Source organism: Mesorhizobium sp. M7A.F.Ca.US.008.03.1.1, from assembly GCF_003997495.1.
Lineage (GTDB): Bacteria > Pseudomonadota > Alphaproteobacteria > Rhizobiales > Rhizobiaceae > Mesorhizobium.
Genome location: NZ_RZRU01000013.1, coordinates 121,870 through 145,594, shown reverse-complemented (window position 1 = coordinate 145,594; position 23,725 = coordinate 121,870). Strand labels below are relative to the sequence as shown.

26 protein-coding genes are annotated in these 23,725 nt (G+C 60.9%); 4 read left to right on the top strand and 22 right to left on the bottom strand.

The window, feature by feature from the left end:
• Nucleotides 1-39 precede the first annotated feature (39 nt).
• From EOA16_RS19410 to EOA16_RS19395, 4 genes are all read right to left on the bottom strand, one after another.
• Complete coding sequence (locus tag EOA16_RS19410; RefSeq protein ID WP_127259718.1) at nucleotides 40-600, bottom strand: PQQ-dependent catabolism-associated CXXCW motif protein; 561 nt, start codon at nucleotides 598-600, stop codon at nucleotides 40-42.
• Entirely contained in the window at nucleotides 597-1,460 is an 864-nt protein-coding gene (locus tag EOA16_RS19405; RefSeq protein ID WP_164754330.1) for a substrate-binding domain-containing protein, read from the bottom strand. The genes EOA16_RS19410 and EOA16_RS19405 overlap by 4 nt, the downstream gene beginning before the upstream one ends.
• A 1-nt stretch (nucleotide 1,461) precedes the next feature.
• Nucleotides 1,462-1,986 (bottom strand): c-type cytochrome, methanol metabolism-related, encoded by a 525-nt coding sequence (locus tag EOA16_RS19400; protein ID WP_127259717.1) that lies wholly within the window; start codon nucleotides 1,984-1,986, stop codon nucleotides 1,462-1,464.
• Nucleotides 1,987-2,163: 177 nt separating this feature from the next.
• Entirely contained in the window at nucleotides 2,164-4,065 is a 1,902-nt protein-coding gene (locus EOA16_RS19395; RefSeq protein WP_127259716.1) for a methanol/ethanol family PQQ-dependent dehydrogenase, read from the bottom strand.
• A gap of 712 nt (nucleotides 4,066-4,777) precedes the next feature.
• Here EOA16_RS19395 and EOA16_RS19390 point away from each other — a divergent pair.
• A complete protein-coding gene (locus EOA16_RS19390; RefSeq protein ID WP_224695691.1) occupies nucleotides 4,778-5,104 on the top strand; it encodes a hypothetical protein in 327 nt (108 codons plus the stop codon).
• Nucleotides 5,105-5,230: 126 nt separating this feature from the next.
• On the opposite strand, the gene EOA16_RS19385 is transcribed toward EOA16_RS19390, so the two are convergent.
• The 6 genes from EOA16_RS19385 to EOA16_RS19360 form a co-directional block, all read right to left on the bottom strand.
• Entirely contained in the window at nucleotides 5,231-6,094 is an 864-nt protein-coding gene (locus EOA16_RS19385) for a quinoprotein dehydrogenase-associated SoxYZ-like carrier (protein ID WP_127259715.1), read from the bottom strand.
• A 118-nt stretch (nucleotides 6,095-6,212) separates the two neighbouring features.
• Nucleotides 6,213-7,184, bottom strand: a complete 972-nt coding sequence (locus EOA16_RS19380) for a quinoprotein relay system zinc metallohydrolase 2 (RefSeq protein ID WP_127259714.1) — start codon at nucleotides 7,182-7,184, stop codon at nucleotides 6,213-6,215.
• A 34-nt stretch (nucleotides 7,185-7,218) separates the two neighbouring features.
• Nucleotides 7,219-7,959: an ATP-binding cassette domain-containing protein gene (locus EOA16_RS19375; protein WP_127259749.1), complete on the bottom strand. Its 741-nt coding sequence runs from the start codon at nucleotides 7,957-7,959 to the stop codon at nucleotides 7,219-7,221.
• Nucleotides 7,928-8,752, bottom strand: coding sequence for an ABC transporter permease (locus tag EOA16_RS19370; protein WP_127259713.1), 825 nt, complete (start codon nucleotides 8,750-8,752; stop codon nucleotides 7,928-7,930). Before EOA16_RS19370 ends, EOA16_RS19375 begins: the two co-directional genes overlap by 32 nt.
• Nucleotides 8,749-9,735 carry an ABC transporter substrate-binding protein gene (locus EOA16_RS19365; protein WP_127259712.1) on the bottom strand — a complete coding sequence of 329 codons (987 nt, stop codon included), beginning with the start codon at nucleotides 9,733-9,735 and terminating at the stop codon, nucleotides 8,749-8,751. Before EOA16_RS19365 ends, EOA16_RS19370 begins: the two co-directional genes overlap by 4 nt.
• 33 nt (nucleotides 9,736-9,768) lie before the next feature.
• On the bottom strand, nucleotides 9,769-9,978 hold the full coding sequence (locus EOA16_RS19360) for a hypothetical protein (RefSeq protein ID WP_027036925.1): 210 nt from the start codon (nucleotides 9,976-9,978) through the stop codon (nucleotides 9,769-9,771).
• Between the two features lie 362 nt (nucleotides 9,979-10,340).
• On the opposite strand from EOA16_RS19360, the gene EOA16_RS19355 reads away from it, so the two are divergent.
• Complete coding sequence (locus EOA16_RS19355; protein ID WP_127259711.1) at nucleotides 10,341-10,721, top strand: cytochrome c family protein; 381 nt, start codon at nucleotides 10,341-10,343, stop codon at nucleotides 10,719-10,721.
• A 47-nt stretch (nucleotides 10,722-10,768) separates the two neighbouring features.
• Here EOA16_RS19355 and gph read toward each other — a convergent pair whose 3' ends face one another.
• The 10 genes from gph to EOA16_RS19305 are packed head-to-tail and all read right to left on the bottom strand — an operon-like array spanning nucleotide 10,769 to nucleotide 20,747.
• Nucleotides 10,769-11,470, bottom strand: a complete 702-nt coding sequence (gene gph, locus EOA16_RS19350; protein ID WP_127259710.1) for a phosphoglycolate phosphatase — start codon at nucleotides 11,468-11,470, stop codon at nucleotides 10,769-10,771.
• Nucleotides 11,467-12,024, bottom strand: a complete 558-nt coding sequence (locus EOA16_RS19345; RefSeq protein ID WP_127259709.1) for a thioredoxin family protein — start codon at nucleotides 12,022-12,024, stop codon at nucleotides 11,467-11,469. Before EOA16_RS19345 ends, gph begins: the two co-directional genes overlap by 4 nt.
• 21 nt (nucleotides 12,025-12,045) lie before the next feature.
• Complete coding sequence (rpe, locus tag EOA16_RS19340) at nucleotides 12,046-12,732, bottom strand: ribulose-phosphate 3-epimerase (RefSeq protein ID WP_127259708.1); 687 nt, start codon at nucleotides 12,730-12,732, stop codon at nucleotides 12,046-12,048.
• A 59-nt stretch (nucleotides 12,733-12,791) separates the two neighbouring features.
• A complete protein-coding gene (cbbX, locus tag EOA16_RS19335; protein ID WP_127259707.1) occupies nucleotides 12,792-13,730 on the bottom strand; it encodes a CbbX protein in 939 nt (312 codons plus the stop codon).
• A 7-nt stretch (nucleotides 13,731-13,737) separates the two neighbouring features.
• Complete coding sequence (locus EOA16_RS19330) at nucleotides 13,738-14,172, bottom strand: ribulose bisphosphate carboxylase small subunit (protein WP_127259706.1); 435 nt, start codon at nucleotides 14,170-14,172, stop codon at nucleotides 13,738-13,740.
• 18 nt (nucleotides 14,173-14,190) lie between these two features.
• Nucleotides 14,191-15,684 carry a ribulose-bisphosphate carboxylase large subunit gene (locus EOA16_RS19325; protein ID WP_127259705.1) on the bottom strand — a complete coding sequence of 498 codons (1,494 nt, stop codon included), beginning with the start codon at nucleotides 15,682-15,684 and terminating at the stop codon, nucleotides 14,191-14,193.
• A gap of 21 nt (nucleotides 15,685-15,705) precedes the next feature.
• The gene (gene fba, locus EOA16_RS19320; protein ID WP_127259704.1) at nucleotides 15,706-16,785 is read right to left on the bottom strand and encodes a class II fructose-bisphosphate aldolase; all 1,080 of its coding nucleotides are present in this window, start codon (nucleotides 16,783-16,785) and stop codon (nucleotides 15,706-15,708) included.
• Between the two features lie 11 nt (nucleotides 16,786-16,796).
• Nucleotides 16,797-18,809: a transketolase gene (tkt, locus tag EOA16_RS19315; RefSeq protein ID WP_127259703.1), complete on the bottom strand. Its 2,013-nt coding sequence runs from the start codon at nucleotides 18,807-18,809 to the stop codon at nucleotides 16,797-16,799.
• 10 nt (nucleotides 18,810-18,819) lie between these two features.
• Nucleotides 18,820-19,692, bottom strand: a complete 873-nt coding sequence (locus EOA16_RS19310) for a phosphoribulokinase (protein WP_127259702.1) — start codon at nucleotides 19,690-19,692, stop codon at nucleotides 18,820-18,822.
• Nucleotides 19,693-19,700: 8 nt separating this feature from the next.
• A complete protein-coding gene (locus EOA16_RS19305; protein WP_127259701.1) occupies nucleotides 19,701-20,747 on the bottom strand; it encodes a class 1 fructose-bisphosphatase in 1,047 nt (348 codons plus the stop codon).
• 124 nt (nucleotides 20,748-20,871) lie between these two features.
• Between EOA16_RS19305 and EOA16_RS19300 the strand changes: the two genes are divergently transcribed.
• The gene (locus EOA16_RS19300) at nucleotides 20,872-21,825 is read left to right on the top strand and encodes a LysR family transcriptional regulator (protein WP_127259700.1); all 954 of its coding nucleotides are present in this window, start codon (nucleotides 20,872-20,874) and stop codon (nucleotides 21,823-21,825) included.
• A gap of 185 nt (nucleotides 21,826-22,010) precedes the next feature.
• Entirely contained in the window at nucleotides 22,011-22,211 is a 201-nt protein-coding gene (locus tag EOA16_RS19295; protein WP_127259699.1) for a hypothetical protein, read from the top strand.
• A 16-nt stretch (nucleotides 22,212-22,227) separates the two neighbouring features.
• Here the strand turns inward: EOA16_RS19295 and EOA16_RS19290 are convergent, their stop codons facing one another.
• Both EOA16_RS19290 and EOA16_RS19285 read right to left on the bottom strand, forming a co-directional pair.
• Nucleotides 22,228-22,857 (bottom strand): hypothetical protein, encoded by a 630-nt coding sequence (locus EOA16_RS19290; protein WP_127259698.1) that lies wholly within the window; start codon nucleotides 22,855-22,857, stop codon nucleotides 22,228-22,230.
• Nucleotides 22,857-23,693: an ABC transporter permease gene (locus tag EOA16_RS19285; protein WP_164754327.1), complete on the bottom strand. Its 837-nt coding sequence runs from the start codon at nucleotides 23,691-23,693 to the stop codon at nucleotides 22,857-22,859. Before EOA16_RS19285 ends, EOA16_RS19290 begins: the two co-directional genes overlap by 1 nt.
• Nucleotides 23,694-23,725: the final 32 nt, after the last annotated feature.

The following is a 23,725-nucleotide window of genomic DNA, read 5'->3' as shown; positions in this document are numbered from 1 at the left end:
ATTGAAAACAAACTATCGAGAATAATTGCAGTCCTTATTTCAATTGTTCGTGGCGTAGGGTTTCTTTTCCTCCAGTGGAAGGTTTGCATCTTCCCACCCATCAGCGCCGAGCGGATACCAGATTACTGAACTGTAGCCCCACTGGACGGCCCGTTTCGCCGCATTCCACGACATCCAGCAATTCGTCATGCAGTAGAACAGAATCGCGCGCGACTTGTCCGTCCCGGCCTTGGCCGCGAGGCCTTGGCGAAAATAGCTGGCGGTCTCCTGCGAAATAGCGCCGTATCCCACATTGGCCAGCCATGTGCTGCCTGGAATGTCCTTTCTGACCTTGTCTCTCCATATCGTTCCTGCCGGCAAATTGGCCGGCTTGGGCGTGTTCGGCATCACGTCGAAGAAGATCGCCTTTTTCGCTCGCCACAACGCTTCCGCTTCCACCGTCGTCACCACTCTGGCGCCTTGCAGCGTCCGCGGCACCGGCGCCCGATAGTCGTCCATCCGGAAACCGCTGGGTTCGGCGACATCGCCGGCCCATGTCGGCTCGGTCAGACCCAGAAGGTTCGCGGCGACCAGCAAGAAAATAGTCTCCCTTCCATTCATTGGGTAATCAGGTTGTCGTGTTCGTCGATCAGCGGCACGTTGTAGCTCAGCAGGATCCTGGTGATCTCCGCCTGGTTTTCCCTGATCACCCGGTTGAGCGTCCGCTTCCATTCCTGGTCGGACGGACGTACGCCCATGGTGATGCGGTAAGACATGCGCGAGCCGGTTTTTTCCTTCACCAGTGGGACGATCGTCACGTCAGCTCCGAGTTCCTTGGCATAGTAACCTGCCATCGGTCCCCACAGCACCGCCGCATCGATCTTGTGTGCCAGCATGTCCTTGATCATGACCTCCCCCATGGATGGGGTGACGCGCGTATCCACCGCAAGCGGATAGATCTTGGCGGTCCGCAGAAGCTTGTTGGCGGCCATGTTGGCGGTTGGCGGCGTGCTTTCAACGACGCCGATCGTCTTGCCCGTGAGTCTGGGATCCTCGATCGTTTCCACCCCCTCCATATCGTTGCTTTTCGGATGCACCAGTACATAGGCGGAGCGATAGTAGGCGTTGGTGTTCTGCACCAGCTCGTCGCCTTGGGCATAGCCCATGATGATGTCGCATCGGTTGGCCCCCAGCGTATTGCGCACGAAGCCGGTGATCGTTGGAAACCAGGTGTAGGAGACGGACTTGCGCCCGGTTTTCGCGGCAACCAGCTCGGCCAGCTTGTTTTCGAAGCCTTCGCCGCTCTTGTCGGTGAAGGGCATATTCGAGGGATCGGCGCAGACGCGCAGAATGTCGGGGTCGACCAGTTCTCCCGCCGCGCCAAGGCCGGCGCCTTGCGCCTGCGCGTTCGACGGCAGCAAGGCGAGTGTGCCGAGGATCGGCAGAACGACGCGCAGCTTCAATGCATCGCGGCCAATCATGTCATCCACCCATGCAGGATGCTTCGGAATCCTTCGCCGCCTGGGCCTTGTCTTCGTGCTTGGGCGGCCGTCCGCGGGGCGCCGCGCCATCTGCGCGCGCGCGCAGATAGACGTAGAGATCGTCCAGGTAGCAATAGACGTTCTTGTTGTCGCCAAAGGCAGGCATGACGTTTTCCTTGCCGCCGCCGACATTCTTGCGGCCTTCGGCGACGATCGAGAGGAATGTGGCGTAATCCATGGTTTTCAGGCTGTTGACCAAAGCCGGCGCATAGCTCGAACCTGTCGCGTCCTGTCCGTGGCAGACATGGCAATCGGAGTGATACCGGCGGTAGCCGCTGAATGTGTACCAATCGACGGTTCCGTTTTCGATCTTGTAGGTCGGATTTCCATCCGCATCCAAATACTTGCCGCCTTCTTCCTTTACCGCCTTGGCTTTTTCCATGCTGTCGTCGGCCTGGGCGAGGCTTGAGCTTGCCAGAGGCAGCAGAGCCAGGACCAAAGCCGAAATTACAATGCGAACGGACATTCAAACGCTTCCTTCATTTGCCACTGGACACGGTTTTGCTGTCGCGACCGGCATTGATCGGTTTTTGGGTGCGTAACCGAATCGAGAGCCCGGCCATGGCTTCCGGATGATCCGGGCTCTCGTTCTTCAAGCCTTTGGTCTCACAAGACCCGAGGCGGGCTCAAGGTTCCCAGCGCATCAATCCGGGAGACCGAAGACAGTGAGCTGACCGCCCAGCGTCGTGTAGTCGGCAAGTGCCGCGTAGCCGCCGACGGCACCAAGACCAGCGGTGCCAACGACCGCGGCCTCGTCGCCTTGGGCACGGCCCTGATCGACGGCGCCATGCCAGGCAGCGGCGTTATCAGGCGAAAGCAGGCCGCCTGCCAGGCCGATACCTGCCCAGCCACCGACGCCGGACAGAACGGCGATGTACTGTTTGCCGCCCTGCTCGTAGGTCGTGATGTTGCCGATGATGCCGGACGGGGTCTTGAACTTGTAGAGTTCCTTGCCGTCCTTATCGACCGCCTTGATGTAGCCTTCGAGTGTACCGTAGAAGACGACGTCGCCATCTGTCGCCAATGCGCCCGACCACACCGAGAACTGCTCGGGCTTCGACCAGACGATCTCGCCCTTGGCCGCGTCCCAGGCAATGAAGTTGCCCATGCTGCCGTCGCCGCCAGGTGCGGGATACATCGACACGGTGGCGCCAACATAAGGCTGACCGGCGGTGTAGCTCACCTTGTAAGGCTCATAGTCCATGCAGACATGGTTGGTCGGGACATAAAACAGCCCGGTCTTCGGCGAATAGGCCGCCGGCTGCTGGTCCTTCGTTCCAAGCGCCGCCGGGCAGATGCCCGTCGAGTTGGTGTCTTCGCCGTTCTGCTGGGTCGAATATTTCGCCACGACCTGCGGGCGACCATATTGTTCGCTCTTGGGGTCCATGACGACTTCCGTCGCCCAGTTCACGGCCGGATCGTATTTCTTGGCGACGAGAAGGTCGCCGGTGGCGCGATCCATGGTGTAGGCAAAACCATTGCGATCAAAATGCACCAGCACGTCGTGCTTGGCGCCGTTGACCTCCATGCCATCGACGAGGATCATCTCGTTGATGCCGTCATAGTCCCATTCGTCATGCGGGGTCATCTGGTAGAGCCATTTGGCAACACCCGTATCCGCATCGCGGGCCATGATCGTCATCGACCAGCGATTGTCGCCGGGGCGTTGTACCGGGTTCCACGTCGAGGGATTGCCGGTGCCATAGTAGACCAGGTTCAGCTTGGGATCATAGGAATACCATCCCCATGTCGTGCCGCCGCCGGTCTTCCACTGCTCGCCTTCCCAGGTGTTGGTGCCGGAATCCTTGCCCACCGGCTTGCCGAGATGCGTGGTCTTCTCGGGATCGAGCAGGGTGTCTGCGTCCGGACCTTCCGAATAGGCTTTCCAGGCGAGTTTGCCATCTTTCAGATTGTAGGCGGCCAGCCAGCCGCGAACGCCGAATTCGGCGCCGGATACGCCGATGAGCACCTTGTCCTTGACGACGACGGGGGCAGCCGTACCGGATTCGCCTTTGCCGCCATCGGTTTGGTCGCCGTTCTTGACCGACCAGACGACCTTGCCGGTCTTCGCGTCGAGAGCGACGACCGTGGTGTCGGCCTGATTGAGAATGATCTTGCCGTCACCATAGGCAACGCCGCGATTGACCGTATCGCAACACATGATCGGAATGACGTTGGGATCCTGCTTGGGTTCATATTTCCAGAGGATCTTCCCGTCATTCTTGAGATCGAGCGCAAAGACATTGTTCGGGAAAGGCGTGTGAACATACATCACATCGCCGATGATAAGCGGTCCACCCTCGTGGCCTCGTAGCACGCCGGTGGAAAAGGTCCACTTGACCTGCAGGTTCTTCACATTGTCCGCAGTAATCTGGTTGAGTTTGGAATAGCGGGTGTTGGCGTAGTCACCCGTCTGCATTGCCCAGTTCTTCGAATCCGAAGCCAGCTTTGCAAGGTCCTCGTTAGCCGACGCCGTAAAGGCCGCGCCGAGCGACAGAAACGCCGCAGTGGTTAGAATATAGGTAGCTTTCGTAAGTACACGCATCCGAATTCCTCCCGAGGTTCATAGTGATGAATCATTTGCTGAGCCCACAAGGGCTTGCCCAAGCGATTCACGGGGGGGAAATATTTCCGGCAGCGTGTCACGACCTAAGCCAGATGTGCAGAGGGCACCGTTACTGCCCACCTCACCTTGGCCTACGAAAGACTGTCGCCGCTCCCTAATGACGGTGACGCCCTTGAAGCCGGAAACAGGGTGAGGCTATGTCATCGCAAAACGCTAGGCAAGCAAAAAAGCCCGGGTGTTTTTTTGCACCGCAATATCGTAAATGATGCGGTGCAATATAAGGAAATAAGTAGGGAAGTATTTGTTGGGCGAAGTATTTATTCTCGAGAAATAACGACGGGCCGCATAAAATTTGATTATTTTTTGAGTTTTACATTTCGCCTAAGTGTGAATTTTATTTGGAGGTATTCAATTCGATGTCTCGGCCTGGCCATGTACGCGCCCCATTGGGAATCGATAGTGAGCCAAGCATGAGATGATCGTTGGAGTTGGGGCATGGAGCGGGCCATGGGGCCGGCATGCGGAACCACGGTCGACCAGCACCGCATTCCTCCTTTGGTCGTATACGGAAGCCATGGGCGCTTGACTGACTCTTCGGCACGTTGCCAACTGCCACGGTGATCCGACTGGGCGCATTGCGCCCAGGCCAACCGGAGGTTTTCCCGTGATCAGATATGTTGGATTTTCGACTTTGCCGCTGCTCCTTGCCGCGCCGCTGGCCTTCGCAAACCCGGCGGGCGCCGCGGGAGATTACCCGACAGCAACGATTGCCGATTACGTGCTCGGCTGCATGCAGACGAACGGCCAGACACGTCAGGCGCTGGAAAGCTGTTCCTGCTCGATCGACGTCATCGCCTCGATCCTTCCCTACGACCACTATGAGAGAGCCGAGACTTTCAAGAGCATGTCTTTGACTACAGGGGAAAACGCGGGGCTGTTTCGCGAAAGCGCACCGGCGAAGGCAGCCCGTACCGAATTGAAGCGCGCGCAGTCGGAAGCCGACGTGCGCTGCTTTTAGAGCCTGCTCAATCCGGAAGCCGGATGGAGTTCCATCCTTTGTCTGGACAGTATCTTCCCGAAACAAGCTCCACTTTCGGGATCAAGCTGGCAAGCCCCCGGCAGTCCGGCGCAAGATATCGATACTTCAGAGTCCCGCGGTCTCCAGCGGCCACTGATTGCGAAACGTTTTGCCATCCGTATCGATCGCTTCAACCTGGATTTCGCCGTTGCCGTGCACGGTGAAATCGAATCGGAAATTGGGGTCTTCCGAAATCGATATTCCACCTTCCATGGAGAGGATCGGCTGGCCGGCTTGGGAGATCGACAGTTTCTGGACAAAATGCGCTGGTATGAAATACTGGGTCAGCGGATCCCGCTGCAGCCCCGAATTGTTAGGGTGCCGGATCATCAACTGCAGTTCCTCAGTCTTGGTCATCGTCTCTTTGGGCGGGAACTGGCGCAGCTTCATCTGACCCATCGTCGCGTTGGCCTCGTCCTGGTTCTTGACCGCAGGGGCGGAGCATCCGCCTGATGCCTTGACGAAGGTCTGCGCCATATGGAGTTGGCCGCCCTGCGTCTCAGCGATCGCACGCAGATAGGAATAGTCGTTGACGCGCACGCGCGTCGACAGATGCGTCACGCCGGCATCCTTGCCGAGCTGGAATGTTGCCGCCACCGGTGCAGGGTTGGCGTCGATGATCAGGGTAACGGATTTGATGCCGTCCGGCGCCTTGGCTGGATCGAGATAGATGTCAACGGGCACGATGGCGGCATCCTGCGCCCGCTTCGGCGCTTCGATCCGGACGACGCCGGTATCGACCAGAATTGCCCGATCGCCGAACACGTCGCCCTTCAAGTCATGCCAGATCCTGTCCGAGGACGCGGTTGTTTGCTGTGCGTTGGCGGCTCCCGAGGAGCCGAGCAACGTGCCGATGGTCAAGATGATCGCGGCGAAAACGGATGCGAGCGGCAAGGCGAGCTGCCGGCCCGAGTAAGCGTGGTTTTGCATTTCGATGCCTCCACCAATGCAAGAGAGGTGGTGCCCAGGCTGGCGTTGAGGATAAGCCTTTGGCGACGCCTTGGCAAATCGCCGTGCCTTACAGCTGTCTGGCGCATGTCGGCGTCGTCTATTCCCATTCGAGTTCGGCGAATGCGGCCGTTGCGTTGCGCTCGTTGTAGTCGTCGAACAGATGCCAATTGTCCCGTTCGCTTTCGCCAGCGGTTTTGACTGCTTCGCGCAGCGGCGTTCCGTCGACGATCGCCTTGCGGATATCGCGCGCCAGAACCTCGAAATAGCGTCGTTCCCCCGCCAGCGCCTGTGGCCAGTCAGCCGTTATAGGGCCATGACCTGGAACGACGCGCGCGGCGTCGATCGCGGTGAGCGCATCCATCTGGCGGAGCCATCCAAGCAGTGATCCGTCGAGCGTCGGCAAGGAGCCCATGAACACGAGATCGCCGGCAAAGAGCGTTCTGGTCACGGTATCGAATACGGTCAGGTCGTTGTCGGTGTGCGCCGCCTTCCATGCCCGCAGTTCGATCATGCGCCCGCCGAGGTCGAGTTGCAGGTGATCGTCGACAAGCATGGTCGGCGAGACGATCTCGACCCCCTCCATCAGCGCCTCGCCAAGCTGTTCGCGATAGTTGTGCAGATAGAACGCGCCACGCGCGTCGAGGGCGCGCGGCAGATTACGGTGACCGACGATGGTCGCGCCGATTTCCCGGAATGCCGCATTGCCGAAGATGTGGTCGGGGTGCATGTGGGTGTTGACCAGGAAGCGAACCGGCTTTGCTGTTACCTTTCCGATCGCGGCGAGAAAGGCCTGCGCCTCGATCAGGCTGCCACCGCTGTCGATGACGGCAACAGCATCGGTGCCGACGACGGCGCCCAGATTGCAGATCGCACCGTCGTTGGCGGCGGTCATCAATTCATCCGCCCCCTGGAAGGCGAAGAGGCCGTCGGCGATTTGCCTGAGCGAGAACCGAGAACTGCCGCCTGCGGCCAGAACGGCTCGTCCGAGGCAGCACGGCAGCAAGGCGGCGCTGGCGGCGGTACAGGCGAAGCCACTCACAAGCCTGCGTCTTAGCCGATCGATCGACATGAAGGCCTCCGATATGCATTTCGCCTGCAGGCGATCAGGTGACGTCCGGAAATCTATGATGGAACGACCGCAGAAGGTCGCTCATCACCTGCGAATTGCGCTGTTGCCGTGGCAACCGTACGTCGAACACGCCGAGCACATGGGTTGGCCGCGGCGCGAGCACGATGATGCGGTCCGACAGCATCAGTGCCTCGCGTAGATTGTGCGTCACCATCAAGGCGGTCGTTGGCCGTGCCGACCACACGGTCAAAAGCAGATGCCGAAGCCGCTCGGCGGTCTGTTCGTCGAGCGAGACAAAGGGTTCGTCCAGGAAAAGCACCGCCGGCTCCGTGGCGAAAGCCCTGGCAAGCGCTGCCCTGCGCGCAAGGCCGAGCGACAGTTCGGCAGGATAGAGCGAGCGCATGCCGGCGAGGCCGAGCGTGTCGAACAGCCCGTCGAGATTTTTTGCTCTCAAGCTTTTCGGCAACGCCAGCCTGACATTCTGCTCCACCGTTCGCCACGGCAGCAGAGTCGGTTCCTGGAATACGGCGGCGATGCGGTTCGAACCTCCTTGCGGCAACTGGAAGGAGCCGGAAAAGTCTTTGTCCAAGCCGAGCAGGATACGCAGCGTCGTGGTTTTGCCGCAGCCCGATGGTCCCAGCAAGCAGGCGAATTCGCCTTGCCGGACCTCGAAGGAAAGATCCTGAAGCGCCGTGATCGAGACGCCTCGCGCGGATCTGAAGATCTTTTCGGCGATGTCGACCTTAAGCGGGACGACGGCGCCAACGGGTTGCATGTCGTTCAACGGGCTGCACCAGGAGAAGTTCGATGACAAGCATCACCGCCACGAAAGCCAGCGTATAGGCAAGAATGGCGGCGACGTCGAAGAGCTGGAAATAGAGATGGATCTGGAAGCCGACACCGTTCGAGCGGCCGAGCAGTTCGACGACCAGGACGATCTTCCAGATGAGGGCGATTCCGGATCGCGACGCGGCGGCAAGATAGGGCTGCAATTGCGGCAGCAGGATATGGCGGATTCGATCAAGGCGGCCGAAGCGATAGACGGTGGCCATTTCGGCGTAACTTGGATCAAGCGTCCTGGCGCCTTCACGCATCGTCACCACGACATTCGGGATCTTGTTCACCGCCACCGCGCCGATCGCAGCCGCCTCGTTGAGGCCGAACCAGATGTAGCCGAGGACGATGACCACCAGCGCCGGGATGTTGAGGAACAGGATAACCCACGGGTTGAAAAAACGGTCGACACGACGATAGCTGCCGAGCAAAACGCCGATGACGGATCCTATGATCATTGCGACGATATATGCCGCGGCGACCCTGCCGAGGGTCACGCCGAGATGGTAAAAAAGGTCGCCGTTCGCAGCCTCCCTGAGAAGCACCTGCCAGACCTGCCCAGGTCCTGGAAAGGCACGGCTTGGCCAGACGCTTGCCGCAAGGTTCCACAGCAGGCAAAGCCCGAGCAGGGAAACCGATACGGTCAGCGCGGGCACCAGTGCCGTCGCCAGGCTGCGTCGGCCGGACATGCTCGGCGGGGCATCACGCGTGCCGCCGGTTTCCAATGCGGTCATTTCCGGGGTTCCTGCCAGAACGTGCCGGGCGCCATCTCCGGCGCGCTGCCGACCAGTTTCGCGCCGCCGATCGCCGCCAGCACATGGTATAGCCTGCCGGCGTCGGCCGCTTCCTCGGCGACCGACCGTCTGGGAATGCCCTGGCGGTAGCGATCGCGCAGTTTTTCCAGTTCCTTGCCTTCCGCGCGAATGATCGGCGCCAGGCGCAGCCATTCGTCATCGGATCTGGCCAGCAAGTCCTTGGCTTGCGCGGACGCCCTCACGAAACCCCTGACGGCGTCGGGGTTCTCGTTTGCCCATTGGTCATGGAAGACGTAACCGAGCGCCGACACGGGTCCCAGAGCCCCGAGCGTCTTTGCCGCGTCATTCACGCCGATCAATCGACGGAAGCCATTGGCCTCGAGACGGGCGCAAAAATGCCAGAAATTCAGCACTGCATCGAGTTCGCCCTGTATCGCCTTTTCCGAAATCAGCGGCGGCGCGCCAAAGACGATGTCGTTGGTTGCCGACAGGTCGACGCCGAGATCGCGCCTGGTCAGTGCTTGTATAAGCAGCCAACTCTTGTCGAGCGGACCGCCGGCGACGCCGATCTTCTTGTCCTTGAGATCGGCGACCGTCCGGATCGGCGAACCCTCCTTCACCATGATCGCCCCCACGGCGGTGGAATAGGGGGTCAATGTGAGGTCGCCGCCTTCGGAGCGCTGGCGCGAGACCCTCAGCCAGTCGGAGACGATCATGTCGATCCCGCCAGCCAACATCGCGACATTGGTTGCATCCTCGCCGGCAAAGTCGATGATCTCCAGATCGATCCCGTTCGCGGCATCGAATTTGTGCTGCCTTAGCGTATCGAGTTCCCAACTCACGGTTCCAAACTTCAGCACACCGAGGCGAATCCTGGCTGCCGCAACGGCCGGCCTGGTAGCAAGAACAGCGGCTGTCCCGAGAACCGCCAGACGCAGCGTCATGCGCCGTGAAACCATCATGACACCTCCTCCCCAGGGTTCCGCGCTGCCAAATCAGATGGCTCGTTCCTTGCTCGGAAATGCGCATTTCCAGCGCATGACCTTGAGCGTAGGGTGTTCTTGAGACCATTTGGCGATTTCGCTGGGAGCAAGGATCATGCATTGGAACAGAGTGCCGCGGCTCTCGAAATAGAGATGTTCGTCTCGGCAATTGCTCGGATTGGCGCTGAGGCAAACCGTCAATATGAGATCGACCATGTCCATTCAGCACCTCTTGCGCGTTCCCAAACGCCCATCTCGGCGAGTCCAGTCCAACCAGGAGCCAGGACAAATCGCCACTTGCCGGATTTCCCGAGGTGCCAATGGAGAAACCGGAATGAGGTCAAGCTACGCGCTCGCCGGATCACCGTCAACAAAGACGAATGGAGGGGTCTCTTGAGCACCCAGGCCTCTAAACCTTTGTACGATTGACTTTCACAACATGCCAATTAGCTTCCGAGTCACGCGGCGCGGCTCCACGGGAGAAGCGGAATTTCCACTCCACCGCGTAAGGCGCATGCCGACGGATCAAAGGATCGGCATGCGCAAATCGTCCAGGGCACCCAGACGATCAATGAGGAAATGCCATGCGCGCAATCGCATTTTTCGCAGTCATGTCCGTTGTGCCCTTCATCGCGAGCCAATCCCAGGCACAGGATGCGGCGGCGGGTGAGAAGGTCTTCGCCAAATGCAAGGTCTGCCATGTCGCCGACCAGGACAAGAACAAGGTCGGCCCGTCGTTGAACGGCGTCATCGGCCGAACGGCCGGCACGCACCCGGGGTTCAGCTATTCTCAGGCGATGGTCGCGGCAGGCAAGTCCGGCGTCAAATGGGATGAACAGACGCTGAAGACTTACCTTCACGATCCCAAGGCCATGGTCAAAGGAACAAAGATGACGTTTGCCGGCCTCAAACAGGACGAAGACATCGCCAATGTCATCGCCTATCTGAAGCAATTTTCGAAATAGGCCGCCGCCGGCCGTTCGAACTTGCGTTCGGCCGGCGTTCGCCTCGATCACGCATCGGCTTGCAGCCTCTGCATTGCTGAAGGCAGATCGAAAAGGCTGTCGCAAACAAGGTCGGCGCCAAGCTCTTCCACCGGAATGTGGCTGTAGCCGCCGCGCAACAGAATGACGGGCATGCCGGCGGCGCGTGCGGCACCCAGGTCAACACCACTGTCCCCGACCAGCAGCGCGTCACCCGGGTCGACACCAAGCTGTGCCAACGCCAGCAGCAGGGCATCTGGCGCCGGTTTCAGGTATGTCACCGCGTCTCCGCCAACGATCGCACCGAAATATTCCGTCAATCTGAAATGAAGCAGGATTTCGCGGGTCGCCAACTGCGGTTTGTTGGTTGCCACCCCCATGCTTACTCCGCCCAAATGAAAGTGGGTAAGAGCCTCCCTGACGCCAGGCATCAGCCTTGTCAGGCCGGTCAGATGCCGGCGGTAGATAGGCGCCATGACGCGGTTTGCCTCATCGAGAGCGTTGCCGAGCAGTGGCGCTCCCGACGCCGCGAAGGCTCGCTCGATCAATTTCCTGACACCGCCGCCGATCATGGCCTTGACCCGATCCAGGCGCAGCGGGGGCAGATCGCGGCTGGCCAGCAACTCGTTGACGGCGGCCGCTATGTCCGGTGCCGAGTCGACCAGTGTGCCGTCGAGGTCGAACAGGATCGCCTTCGGCGATCGAAGCGGCCTGCCTGCGCCGACGTTCATGCGGCATCCTTCCACTTGATCGAGCAGCCGATCGAGGCGACCTGGTCCAGCGGCCCGTCGCCGGTTCGGGCAACCTGCTTCATCGCCTCGAACAGATCGCGTCTCAGCCCGGGCGCTCCGGCTTCTCGTCGCGAGGCGTCCAGCCGACCGCGATATTGCAGTCCCAACTCGCTGTTGAACCCGAAGAAATCGGGAGTGCACACGGCTGAGTAATCGCGCGCTACAGTTTGGCGCTGGTCGTGCAGGTAAGGGAAGCTGAAGCCGTTTGTCGTGGCGAAGAGCTTCATTTGGTCGAAGGAATCCTCCCGGTAGGTGTCGGCATCGTTCGAGTTGATCGCGACAAAGCCGATACCTTCGGCCTTGAGGTCGTTGGCATCGCGCACGATACGTGAAATCACCGCCTTCACATAAGGGCAGTGATTGCAGATGAAGGCCACGACCAGGCCGTTCGGGCCGGCCTGGCTGAAGATCGAATGCGACCTGCCGTCGACGCCGGGCAAAACGGCATCGATGGCGCGCCAGCCGAAATCGCAGACAGGGGGGACGGCCGCCATGCTTGCCTCCGATGGAATGGTTTACGCGGCTTTCCGGATCGCACCGTCGGCCGCCTGTCGGATGGTTCCAATGTTGGCGCGATAGGCCGCCTCGGTGGCCCCCTTGAACACGGCCGACCCGGCGACCAGCACATTGGCGCCGGCCGCGGCGACCAGCGGGGCGGTTTCGGCCGTGACGCCGCCATCGATTTCGATGTCAATCGGGCGGCGGCCAACCAGTGCCTTGATTCGCCTGATCTTCTCGAGGACCGCGGAAATGAAAGCCTGGCCGCCGAAGCCTGGATTGACCGTCATCAGAAGCACCAGATCGAGCCTGTCGAGCACATATTCGATGACGCTCTCCGGCGTCGAAGGATTCAGCGATACGCCGGCCTTCTTGCCGAGGTTTTTGATCGCCTGCAGGGAACGATCGAGATGCGGCCCGGCCTCTGCATGCACCGTGATGATGTCGCAACCGGCGTCGGCGAAGGCGGCCAGATAGGGGTCGGCCGGCGCGATCATCAGATGGCAGTCGAAGATTTTGTCCGTTCGGTCGCGGATAGCCTTGATCACCGGCGGACCGAAGGTGATGTTGGGCACGAAGTGGCCGTCCATCACGTCGAGATGGATCCAGTCGGCACCAGCCCGCACGACAGCTTCGACCTCGTCGCCGAGCCGCGAGAAATCCGCGGAAAGCACGGAAGGTGCGATGATTGTCCTGGTGACCATGGTTGTCGTCTCCAATCCTGTCTGCGGTGTTGGTCTCTGCGCCAGCCGGTTTCATCCTGTCAGCGCATCTTCGTCTCCGGTTCGCCTTCGAGTTTGCCTTCCGCGAACACGCGGCTGCCGCGAATGTCGGATTCCTCGATGGTGATAAGATCGGCCTTGGTCAACACCCTGCTGCGCGATGCGAAAAGCCGGTTGGCCTGCCGCAGCCGCGCCCGATCGAGCCCATTGCGGACCGAACGCGCGTTGGAGAAATGCGGCAGCCTCATGCGGATCGGAAGATACTCTTCGAGCGCCTGGGACGCCGCCTCGCTGAGGCGATAATTCTGCTCCGCGAGCATAATCTCGGCGATCGATTTCAGTTCGCCGACGCCATAGTCGGGGAAATCGAGGTGATGGGCGATGCGCGAACGCATGCCGGGATTGCTGTCGAAGAAGCGGTCCATCTTGTTCTTGTAGCCGGCAAGGATCACAACCAGATCGTCACGATTGTTCTCCATGCACTGCAACAGGATTTCGATCGATTCCTGGCCGTAGTCGCGCTCGTTCTCGGGCTTGTAGAGATAGTAGGCCTCGTCGATGAAAAGCACGCCGCCCATGGCACGCTTGATCACCTCGCGGGTCTTGGGCGCGGTGTGGCCCACATACTGGCCGACGAGATCGTCGCGTGTCACGGCGACCATGTGGCCTTCGCGGACATAGCCGAGACGATGCAGGATTTCGGCCATCCTCAGCGCCACGGTGGTCTTTCCGGTGCCGGGATTTCCCGTGAAATTCATGTGCAGCGTCGGGGCGCCCGAGGTCAGCCCGAACTTGCGGCGAAGCCGGTCGACCAGAAGGAGAGCGGCGATCTCGCGGATGCGGGTCTTGACCGGCTTCAGGCCAACGAGTTCCCGGTCGAGCTTGTCCATCACCTCGTCGATATTGGACGCCTCGAACTCGGCCTGCAGATCAACCGTCGCGTCCTGTGCGGCAGCGTCCTTGGTCATCGCATTCAGCATGGTTCGGCTAGCTCCGCTCGCCTTCGGGCCTGTCGGTCGCATAAGGCACGATCGAATAACCCTGGCTGCGGCCGTCGCGCTCCTGGCGCAGCAGCCGGAACCCGGGTTCGCTGGGAGGCCGGTTGACAATGAACGACATGCGCGGCGCTTCCCAGCCCTTGGTCGAATCGAAGGCGGTTATCCGCACATACATGTTCGGACAGGCTTTCCGGCAAGCGTCGACCTCGAGCAGTATGCCCGCCGGATCTTTCAAGTCGAACATCGGGTTGCCGTACATTTCCCAATAGGTGTTTCGCGGATGCGGATCGTCCGTGTACTCGACGCTGACCGCCCAATGGTTCTTCAGCGCGTATTTGATCTGCGCCGAAATCTGCTCATCGGTCAGGTCGGGCAGGAACGAGAACTGTCCCTGCGTGACCTTGTTTCCCGGATTGGTCATCATGACGATGGTTCCTTTCGTCTAGAAGCTGGGCGTTGCGGTTGGCACGAAGTCGGCCGTGTCGGTCGATTCGTAGTTGAAGGTGACGTCCTTCCAGGTCTCCAGGGCAGCCTTCAGCGGCGTGCACCATCTGGCCGCCTGTTCGAGGATCTTGGTCCCTTCGCGCAAATAATCCCGCCCCTCGTTGCGGGCCAGGATCATCGCTTCCAAGGCGACGCGATTGGCCGTCGCGCCTGCCTGGATGCCGTCCGGATGGCCGATTGTGCCGCCGCCGAACTGAAGGATGACGTCCTCGCCGAGATAGTGGATCAACTGGTGCATCTGGCCGGCATGGATGCCGCCCGAGGCGACGGGCATCACCTTGTTGAGCGAGGCCCAGTCCTGATCGAAGAACAGCCCGGTTTCGAGGTTCTGCGGCGTGCGCTCCTCGCGCAGCGTGTCATAAAACCCCTTGATCATGAGCGGGTCGCCTTCCAGCTTGCCGACCACCGTGCCGGCATGGATGTGGTCGACGCCGGCCATGCGCATCCATTTGCAGATGACGCGGAAATTCATGCCGTGGTTCTTCTGGCGCGAATAGGTCGAGTTGCCGGCACGGTGCAGGTGCAGGATCATGTCGTTGCGGCGTGCCCACTTGGCCATCGACTGGATCGCCGTGTAGCCGATGACGAGGTCGATCATGACGATGCAGGAACCAAGCTGTTTTGCGAATTCGGCGCGCTCGTACATCTCCTCCATCGTGCCGGCGGTGACGTTGAGATAATGGCCCTTGACCTCGCCGGTGGCAGCCGACGCCTTGTTCACGGCCTCCATGCAGTAGAGGAAGCGGTCGCGCCAATGCATGAAGGGCTGCGAGTTGATGTTCTCGTCGTCCTTGACGAAGTCGAGGCCGCCCTTCAGCGCTTCGTAAACGACGCGGCCGTAATTGCGGCCCGACAGGCCGAGCTTCGGCTTCGTCGTCGCGCCGAGCAGCGGCCGGCCGAATTTGTCGAGCCGCTCACGCTCCACCACGATGCCGGTCGCCGGCCCCTGGAAAGTTTTGAGATACGCCACCGGGATACGCATGTCTTCCAGCCGCAGCGCCTTGACTGCCTTGAAGCCGAACACATTGCCGATGATCGATGCGGTCAGGTTGGCGATCGAGCCCGGCTCGAACAGGTCGAGGTCGTAGGCGATGTAGGCGAAGTACTGTTGCTCGGTCTTGGTTCCGGGACCGGTGTTCGGCACCGGCTCGGATCTGAACGCCTTGGCGCGATAGAGCTCGCAAGCTGTCAGCCGGTCGGTCCACACCACGGTCCACGTCGCGGTGGAGGATTCACCGGCGATGGCGGCCGCCGCCTCCTCGTGGTCGACACCGGGTTGCGGCGTGATCCGGAACATGGCGATCAGATCGGTTTCCTTGGGCCTGTAGTCAGGCTCCCAATAGCCCATCTTCTTGTAGGGGATGACCCCTGACTTGTAGCGTTCCTTGCCTTCCTTGAGCGTCCCCGCTGGCAGTATGTCGATCTTGTTCATGACAGGTCTCCTGTTTGTTGCTCAGGCGGCTTTCGCGGTTGCGATATGGGGATCGAGTTTTCCCGCGGCGTAACGTTTCGCCATCTCGTCCATGGCGATGACCTTGATCTTCGAGGCGTTGGACGCCGTACCGAAACGCTCGAAGCGGTCCCGGCAAAGGTCGCGCAAGGCATCCATGGCGGGTTTCAGGAATTTGCGGGGATCGAACTCGCGCGGGTTTTCCGTCGCGACGCGGCGGAACTGTCCGGCCATGGCCATGCGGCAATCGGTGTCGATGTTGACCTTGCGCACGCCGTAGCGGATGCCCCGCTCGATCTCCTCGACCGGAACGCCGAAAGTCTGGGGCATCTCGCCGCCATATCTGTTGATGATGTCCTGCAGCTCCTGCGGCACCGAGGAAGAGCCGTGCATGACCAGATGCGTATTGGGCAGCTTCTCGTGGATCGCCTCGATCACCTGCATGGCCAGGATGTCGCCGTCCGGCTTGCGGGTGAATTTGTAGGCGCCGTGCGAAGTGCCGCAGGCAATCGCCAGCGCGTCGACCTGGGTTGCAGTCACAAAATCGACCGCCTGATCTGGATCGGTCAAGAGTTGGTCGTGGGAGAGCGCGCCCTCGGCGCCGTGGCCATCCTCTGCCTCGCTTTGGCCGGTTTCCAGCGAGCCGAGCACGCCCAGTTCGCCTTCGACGGAAGCGCCGACCCAATGCGCCATGCGTGCGACGCGTTCGGTTATGGCAACGTTGTAGTCGTAGCTTGCCGGCGTCTTGGCGTCCGCCATCAAGGATCCGTCCATCATCACCGAGGTGAAGCCATGGCGGATCGCGGAAAGGCAGGTGGCCTCGCTGTTGCCGTGGTCCTGATGGATGCATAGCGGGATGGCCGGGTGGATTTCGGTCAATGCCTCCATCATCTTGGCCAGCATGATGTCGTTGGCATAGGACCGGGCGCCACGTGAGGCCTGGATGATGACAGGCGCGTCGCAGGCCTTGGCCGCCTCCATGATGGCGAGGCCTTGTTCCATGTTGTTGATGTTGAACGCCGGTACGCCGTAGCCGTGCTCGGCGGCATGGTCGAGAAGCTGGCGAAGGGTGATGCGAGCCATTGTGGATCCTCCTAGATGATGAGCTTCAGCGCCGCTGCAGCAACCGCTTCGGACGTGATGTTGAAATGCCGGTAGAGGTCGGGGGCAGGGGCGCTGGCGCCGAAGCCGGTCATGCCGACGAAAGCGCCGGTCTCGCCGATCCAGCGGTCCCAGCCCAGCCGGGCTGCCGCTTCGACCCCGACGCGCGGCGCCGAGCCGAGGACGGCCTTGCGGGTGGCGCTTTCCTGCTCCTCGAAAAGCTCCCAGCACGGCATCGACACGACGGCGGCGGCGACGCCATGCTCGGTCTCCAGCCTTTCGGCGGCAGCAACCGCGATCTCGACCTCCGAGCCGGTGGCGATCAGGGTGACGGCGCGGTGCTTTGGCGGCTCGCGCAGAATGTAAGCGCCCTGGCAGGAGCGGTTCTCGTCGCTGTGCGACCGACGCAGCATCGGCAGGTTCTGGCGCGACAGCACCAGGACGCTCGGCCGATCCTTGCTCTTTAGCGCGAGTTCCCAGCACTCCGCCGTTTCGATGACATCCGCCGGGCGGAAGACGTTGAGATTAGGCGTGGCCCGCAGCATCGCAAGGTGCTCGACCGGCTGGTGCGTCGGGCCGTCCTCGCCGAGGCCGATGGAATCGTGTGTCATCACATAGATGACGCGCTGTCCCATGAGCGCCGAGAGCCGTATCGCGCCGCGCGCATAATCGGCGAAGCACAGGAACGTACCGCCATAGGGCACGAAACCTCCATGCAGCGCGATGCCGTTCATGGCGGCCGCCATGCCGTGCTCACGAATGCCGTAGTGAATGTAGCGGCCGGCATAGTCACTCGGCGCAATGCGGTTCATGCCCTTGGTGATAGTCAGATTCGAGTGCGTCAGATCGGCCGAGCCGCCGAGGGTCAATTCCGTTGCGCCGTTGATGACCTCCAGCGCCATCTCGGAGGCTTTTCGCGTCGCCACCTTGGTTGCCTTCTCGACATGTTCGCGACGAAAGGCTTCGAGCGCGTCGAAGACCGTGTCGGGCAGTTCGGCGGCGACGGCGTTTTCAAAAGCCTCGCGCCGCGGCGAGGCGGCGAGCCGCGGCTCCCAGGCGCGCCGCATCGCTTCGCCGCGACCGGCAATCTCGCGCCAGGCGAAAAGGATATCATCCGGCACCTCGAACGGCGCGTGGGCCCAGCCGATGTTTTCGCGTGTCGCGGCGATCTCTGCTTCACCCAGCGGTGCGCCGTGCGTTTTCTCCGAACCGCCGAGATTGGGGGCACCCATGCCGATCACTGTGCGGCAGGCAATCAGCGATGGCCGATCCGACCGCCGCGCCGCCTCGATTGCCGCGGCGACTGCTTCCATGTCGTGCCCGGCGACACTTTGGACATCCCAGCCGGCGGCCTTGAAGCGCGCCGGCTGGTCCATCGACGTGGAGAGGGAGGTCGGCCCGTCAATGGAAATCGCATTATCGTCCCAGAAGACGATCAGGCGGGAAAGCTTCAGGTGACCAGCAAGGTCTATCGCCTCGTGACTGATTCCCTCCTGAAGGCAGCCGTCGCCCGCAATCACATAGGTATGATGATCGACCAGATCGGCACCGTAGCGGGCGGCAAGCATGCGTTCCGCCAGCGCCATGCCGACCGCCGTGGAAATGCCCTGTCCGAGCGGTCCGGTGGTGGTCTCCACGCCAAGCGCATGGCCGTATTCCGGATGCCCGGCGGTGCGGCTGCCCAACTGCCGAAATCGCTGCAATTCCTCGACCTGCATGTCTTCATAGCCGAGCAAATGATGCAGCGCGTATTGCAGCATCGAGCCGTGGCCGGCTGAAAGCACGAAACGGTCACGGTCGGGCCAATCCGGCCTCGACGGATCGATATTGATGAAGCGGTTGAACAGCACCGTTGCGACATCGGCCATGCCCATCGGCATGCCAGGGTGACCCGAATTCGCCTTTTGGACGCTGTCCATCGCCAGCGCGCGAATGGCGTTCGCCATGTCGCGCTCCGAGACGGGAGCGGTTGTGGTGACGGGCTTCAGTGCTGTTTGGCTGGTCATTGCATCCTCCTCACGACACACGGCTCTTGCGTTCAACCAATTGCAGGATGAGCGGCGTCAGGATCAGCTGCATGGCAAGATCGAGCTTGTTGCCTGGCACCACGATGGAATTTGGCCGCGACATGAACGAGTCGTGGATCATCGACAGCAGATACGGAAAATCGATGCCGCGCGGATTGGCGAAGCGGATAACCAGCATCGATTCGTCGGGCGTCGGGATCCAGCGCGCGATGAACGGGTTGGACGTGTCGACGATCGGCACGCGCTGGAAATTGATGGCGGTCTGCGAGAATTGCGGGACAATGTAGCGGACATAGTCGGGCATCCGGCGCAGGATCACGTCCATCACCGCCTCGGTGGAATAGCCGCGTGTCGAACGGTCGCGATGGATCTTCTGGATCCATTCGAGATTGATGACCGGCACGACGCCGATCTTGAGATCCGCATGCTTGGCCAAATTGATCGCGTCGGTGACGACACAGCCGTGCAGCCCCTCGTAGAAGAGCAGGTCGCTGGGAGCAAATTCGCGCCATTCGGTAAAGGTTCCCGGTGGCGTGCCGTGCTGCTTTTCCTCTTCCTCATCATGAATGTAGGTGCGGGTCTTGCCGGTTCCCCGGCGGCCATATTCCGCGAACACCTCTTCGAGAATTCCGAGTTCGTTGGCCGCGGCATTGAAATGGGTGAAGTTCGGGTTGCCGGCCTTTTCCTCCTCGGCCACCTTTGCCTTCATCGCCGCGCGGTCGTAGCGGTGGAATGCGTCGCCCTCGATGAAAGCGGCCTCGATGTTCTCGCGCCGGAAAATCAGCTCGAAGATGCGCTTGACCGAGGTCGTGCCGGCGCCCGACGACCCGGTGATGGTGATGATGGGGTGCTTGGCTGACATGGTGCTGCTCAGGCTCTGAACAGGCCGCGGCGGCTGAACAGCGGCGCACGCTCACCGATGTTGCTCGGCTCCGTGTGGTAGCGGGTGATGCGCGCGACTTCCCGCGCCGACCCGAAGATCATCGGCACGCGCTGATGCAGGCTCTCGGGTTCGATTTCCAGGATGCGGGTGATCGCGTCGGTGGCGGCACCACCAGCCTGTTCTATGAGATAGGCCATCGGGTTGGCCTCGTAGACGAGGCGCAGCCGTCCCTGACCATAGCCCTTGCGCCGATCGCCGGGGTAGAGAAAAACGCCGCCGCGCATCAATATGCGGTAACAGTCGGCGACCAGAGAGGCGATCCACCGCATGTTGAAATCCTTCTCGCGCGGACCTTCGGTGCCCTCCAGGCAGTCGTCGACATAGAGCCGCACCGCCTCGTCCCAGTGCCGGTAGTTGGCGGCGTTGATGGCGAATTCCTGAGTCCGTTGCGGAATGATCCGGCTTTCATAGGCCTGGACGAAGGTGCCTAGCCTTGTCGAGAAGACGAAGACATGCGTGCCGCTGCCGAGCGACAGGACGAGTGCCAGCTGCGGCCCATAGATGAAGAAACCGGCGCCTAGCTGGTTCACGCCCGCCTGCAAGAAAGAGGCGGCCGGATCAGCGTCCGGCGCGCCAGTTGCGGTCAGGAGCGAGAAGATCGTTCCGATCGACACGTTGGTGTCGATGTTGGAAGAGCCGTCGAGCGGGTCGATCGCAATGGCGAGTGGCGCTTGCCTGTCGAGCAGGACCGGCTGCTCCAGCTCCTCTGAGGCGTAAAGCGCGACCGGCGCGCGGCGCATGGCGTCGAGGAAGATGTCGTCGGAGAAGACGTCGAGATCCTTCTGGACGTCGCCGTCGGCATTGGCGCCACGGGTTTCGGCAAAGGCGGCGCCGAGTACCCCTTGGTTGATGGTGTTGCGGACCTTGATGGCGGCCTGTGTCAACTGACGGACGGTCGTCACAACTGCCGAGCGGAATTCGTCAGGCTGGCCGAGATAGGAGTTCAGAAAAGCGTCGAGCGTTGCCGCTGGCATCGTAACCTCCCGGTCCGGCCGCATCTCCTCGGAGCGGATGGACTGGAGGAATGGAAACAAAGGTCGGTAGATAAGTAAAATTCAATAACTTTACCGACTCATTAAAAATAATTTATTATGCGGCATGAGGAACCTCTCGCTCAAGCATTTCAAGACCGTCCAGGCAATCATCAAGTGCGGCAAAATTGTCAGCGCGGCCAAGATGTTAGGCCTGTCTCCTCCAGCGTTGACAATCCAACTGCGGCAAGTGGAGGAAGAATTCCAGCTGGCTCTGTTCGACCGAACATCAGACGGCATGCGTCCCACTGCCGCAGGTCTGGCTTTCTTCGAGACGGCGCAGGCTATCGAGGAGCATCTCGGTTTGCTCGAAGACAAGATGGATGCCATCAAGGGCGTACGCACCGGCAGCCTGAGGCTAGGTGTCGTTTCCACCGCCAAATATTTCGCGCCGCGGCTGATGGCTGCGTTCATGAAGGATCATCCCGACATCGATATGCGGCTTGCCATCGGCAATCGTGCCCAGACGATCGACAACCTCAGGAACCACGACATCGATATCGCGCTGATGGGGCGTCCGGCGAAAGAGGTTCCGGTGCGCGCTTCGGTCTTCGGCGATCATCCGCTGGTCATCATCGCGCCGCCCGACCATCCGTTGGTGGCGGCGCGCGATATCTCCAAGGAGCGGATCGCGGAGGAGCATTTCCTTATTCGTGAGCCCGGCTCTGGAACCCGCATCTCGTTGGAAATATTCCTGAGCGACGTGCCTGGACGCATCGACGACCTCGGTGTCGAGATGGCCTCGAACGAAACGATCAAGCAGGCTGTGATGGCTGGTCTGGGCATCGCCTTCATCTCTGCCCACACCATCGCTGCGGAAACCGAATCAGGCCGGCTTGTCATCCTCGACGTTGTCGGCATGCCGATCCGCCGGCAATGGTTCTCGGTGATGCGAACCGATCACGCAATCTCGCCGGCGATGGCTACGTTCAACGATTTCCTGATGCGCAAGGGCGCGATGTACCTGCCCCTTTTCGGAAAGCTGTATCCAGACAGGCGGGACGACATTGCACGAACGTAACGGCTGAAAGTCCGGTGGAGAACGCCCGCGATCGTTGGTGTTACATAAGCGATATGTTATGTTGCAGTGCGAAAGAGCGGGGGCCGCGTCCTTTCACACCCGTAGGCGATCTGTATGTGCAACCCCTGCAGACTGTTCGGAAACCTCCCGGGTAGGGTTCGGGAATTCGATGGGGAAAAGGGGTAATGCTTTACACACTCGTTATGATGGTCTGCCTGACGGATGTACCGCGGACCTGCGAACAACGCGAACAGATGGTAGACGGTCTGGCGATGAATCCCGGGACTGCCTTCATGCAGGCGCAGCCGCTGGTGGCGAGGTGGATCGAGACGCATCCCGGTTATTTCGTGCAGCGCTGGCGCGTGCTGCCTGGCAGGGAGTTATGATACAGGCGGCCAAGGTCTATTTCTTCACGACGAGCGTTTCCGAGACAGTCTTCGACAACTGGTAAAGCCGCTGCTCGATTATCGTCGGCACATCGCAGACATAAGTCAGCGACTGGACGCGTTCGTTGAAAATTCGCGTCGCGAAATTCAGCTGGTCGGTTCGCCGTTCGACTTCGTCGGGATCTGCATCGGCCTTGGCGCGCAGCGCGTCGACTTCGGATGCTTCCTTGCGCAACTGTGCCGCCATTTCCAGCTGTTTGTGGGCATAGCGGGAGATGCCGGAGATCACGTGCGAACGCTCGGCGTCCATGTGATCGAACATTCCCTGCACCAGCATCGTCATTTTTGGTGCGACCTGCTCGGGCGGCAGGGAAATCGCGAAATCCTTGATCTCCTTCTGAGCTTCGGCAATCGGCGTCCGCCGGGCCGCCACCGCATCGACAAGCGCCGACACGCCGGGATCCTTCGCCCAATCCTTCGCGGTCGCAGGAAGCTCCGGCCCATTCCAGATTTGGCCAAGCGAGAGCTGTGGCACCTTACGCTGCATGCAGGGCCAGTCGGGATCAGTGTTTGCCGCGCCGGCGCTCCCCATCGAGGCAAGCATGGCGACCAGAACCAGAGTGTGAGCAAGCCTCATTCGCGCCATCAGGCGTTTCCTCCCATGTCCTGTTTGCGGATCACCAAACCGCGCGAAGGGTCGTATGCGATGATGGCGCCGCCCAGAAACAGCAGCGTGCAGCCGGCGACGACGCCCAGCGACAGCCATTCGATCTGCCCGTAGAAGGCAAAGCGGATCAGTTCGACGGCATAGGTGAAGGGGTTACAGAGGCAGATCTTGTAGAGCAGGGGGCTCGCCTCCTGGATGCGCCACAAGGGATACAGCGCCGGAGACGCGAAATAGCCGGGAAAGATGACGAAGTTCATGATGCCGGCGAAGTTTTCGAGCTGCTTGATCAGCGAAGACAAGAGCATGCCGAGCGCGCAAAGCATCATGCCCGACAGGAACAGTGCCGGCAGCACGTAGAGATAGCCGAGTGGCGGCGCTTTGACGCCCCACAACCAGGCAACGATCAAGAACGCGTAGACCTGCACGATCGATACGGCCACACCGGCCAGCATCTTCGACACCAGCAGGAACCAACGCGGAAACGGGCTGACCAGCAGGATGCGCATGTTGCCCATCTCCCGGTCGTAGACCATCGACAGCGAAGACTGCATGCCGGAAAACAGCAGGATCATGCCGCAAAGACCCGGTGTGATATAGACCTCGTAGAGCACATAGGTCTTGTAGGGCGGGATGATCGACACGCCGAGCACCTGGCGAAAGCCGGCGGCGAAGATGAACAGCCAGACGAGCGGCCGGACCAGCGAGGAAATGAAGCGTTCGCGCTGGTGCAGGAAGCGCAGGCACTCGCGCAGGACGACGCCTTTCAGGCAAATGAGATAGTGGCGCAGGCCGAATGGCTCAGACCGCGCCGGCATGATGCCGGCGACCTTTCCGGGCATCGCAGGAG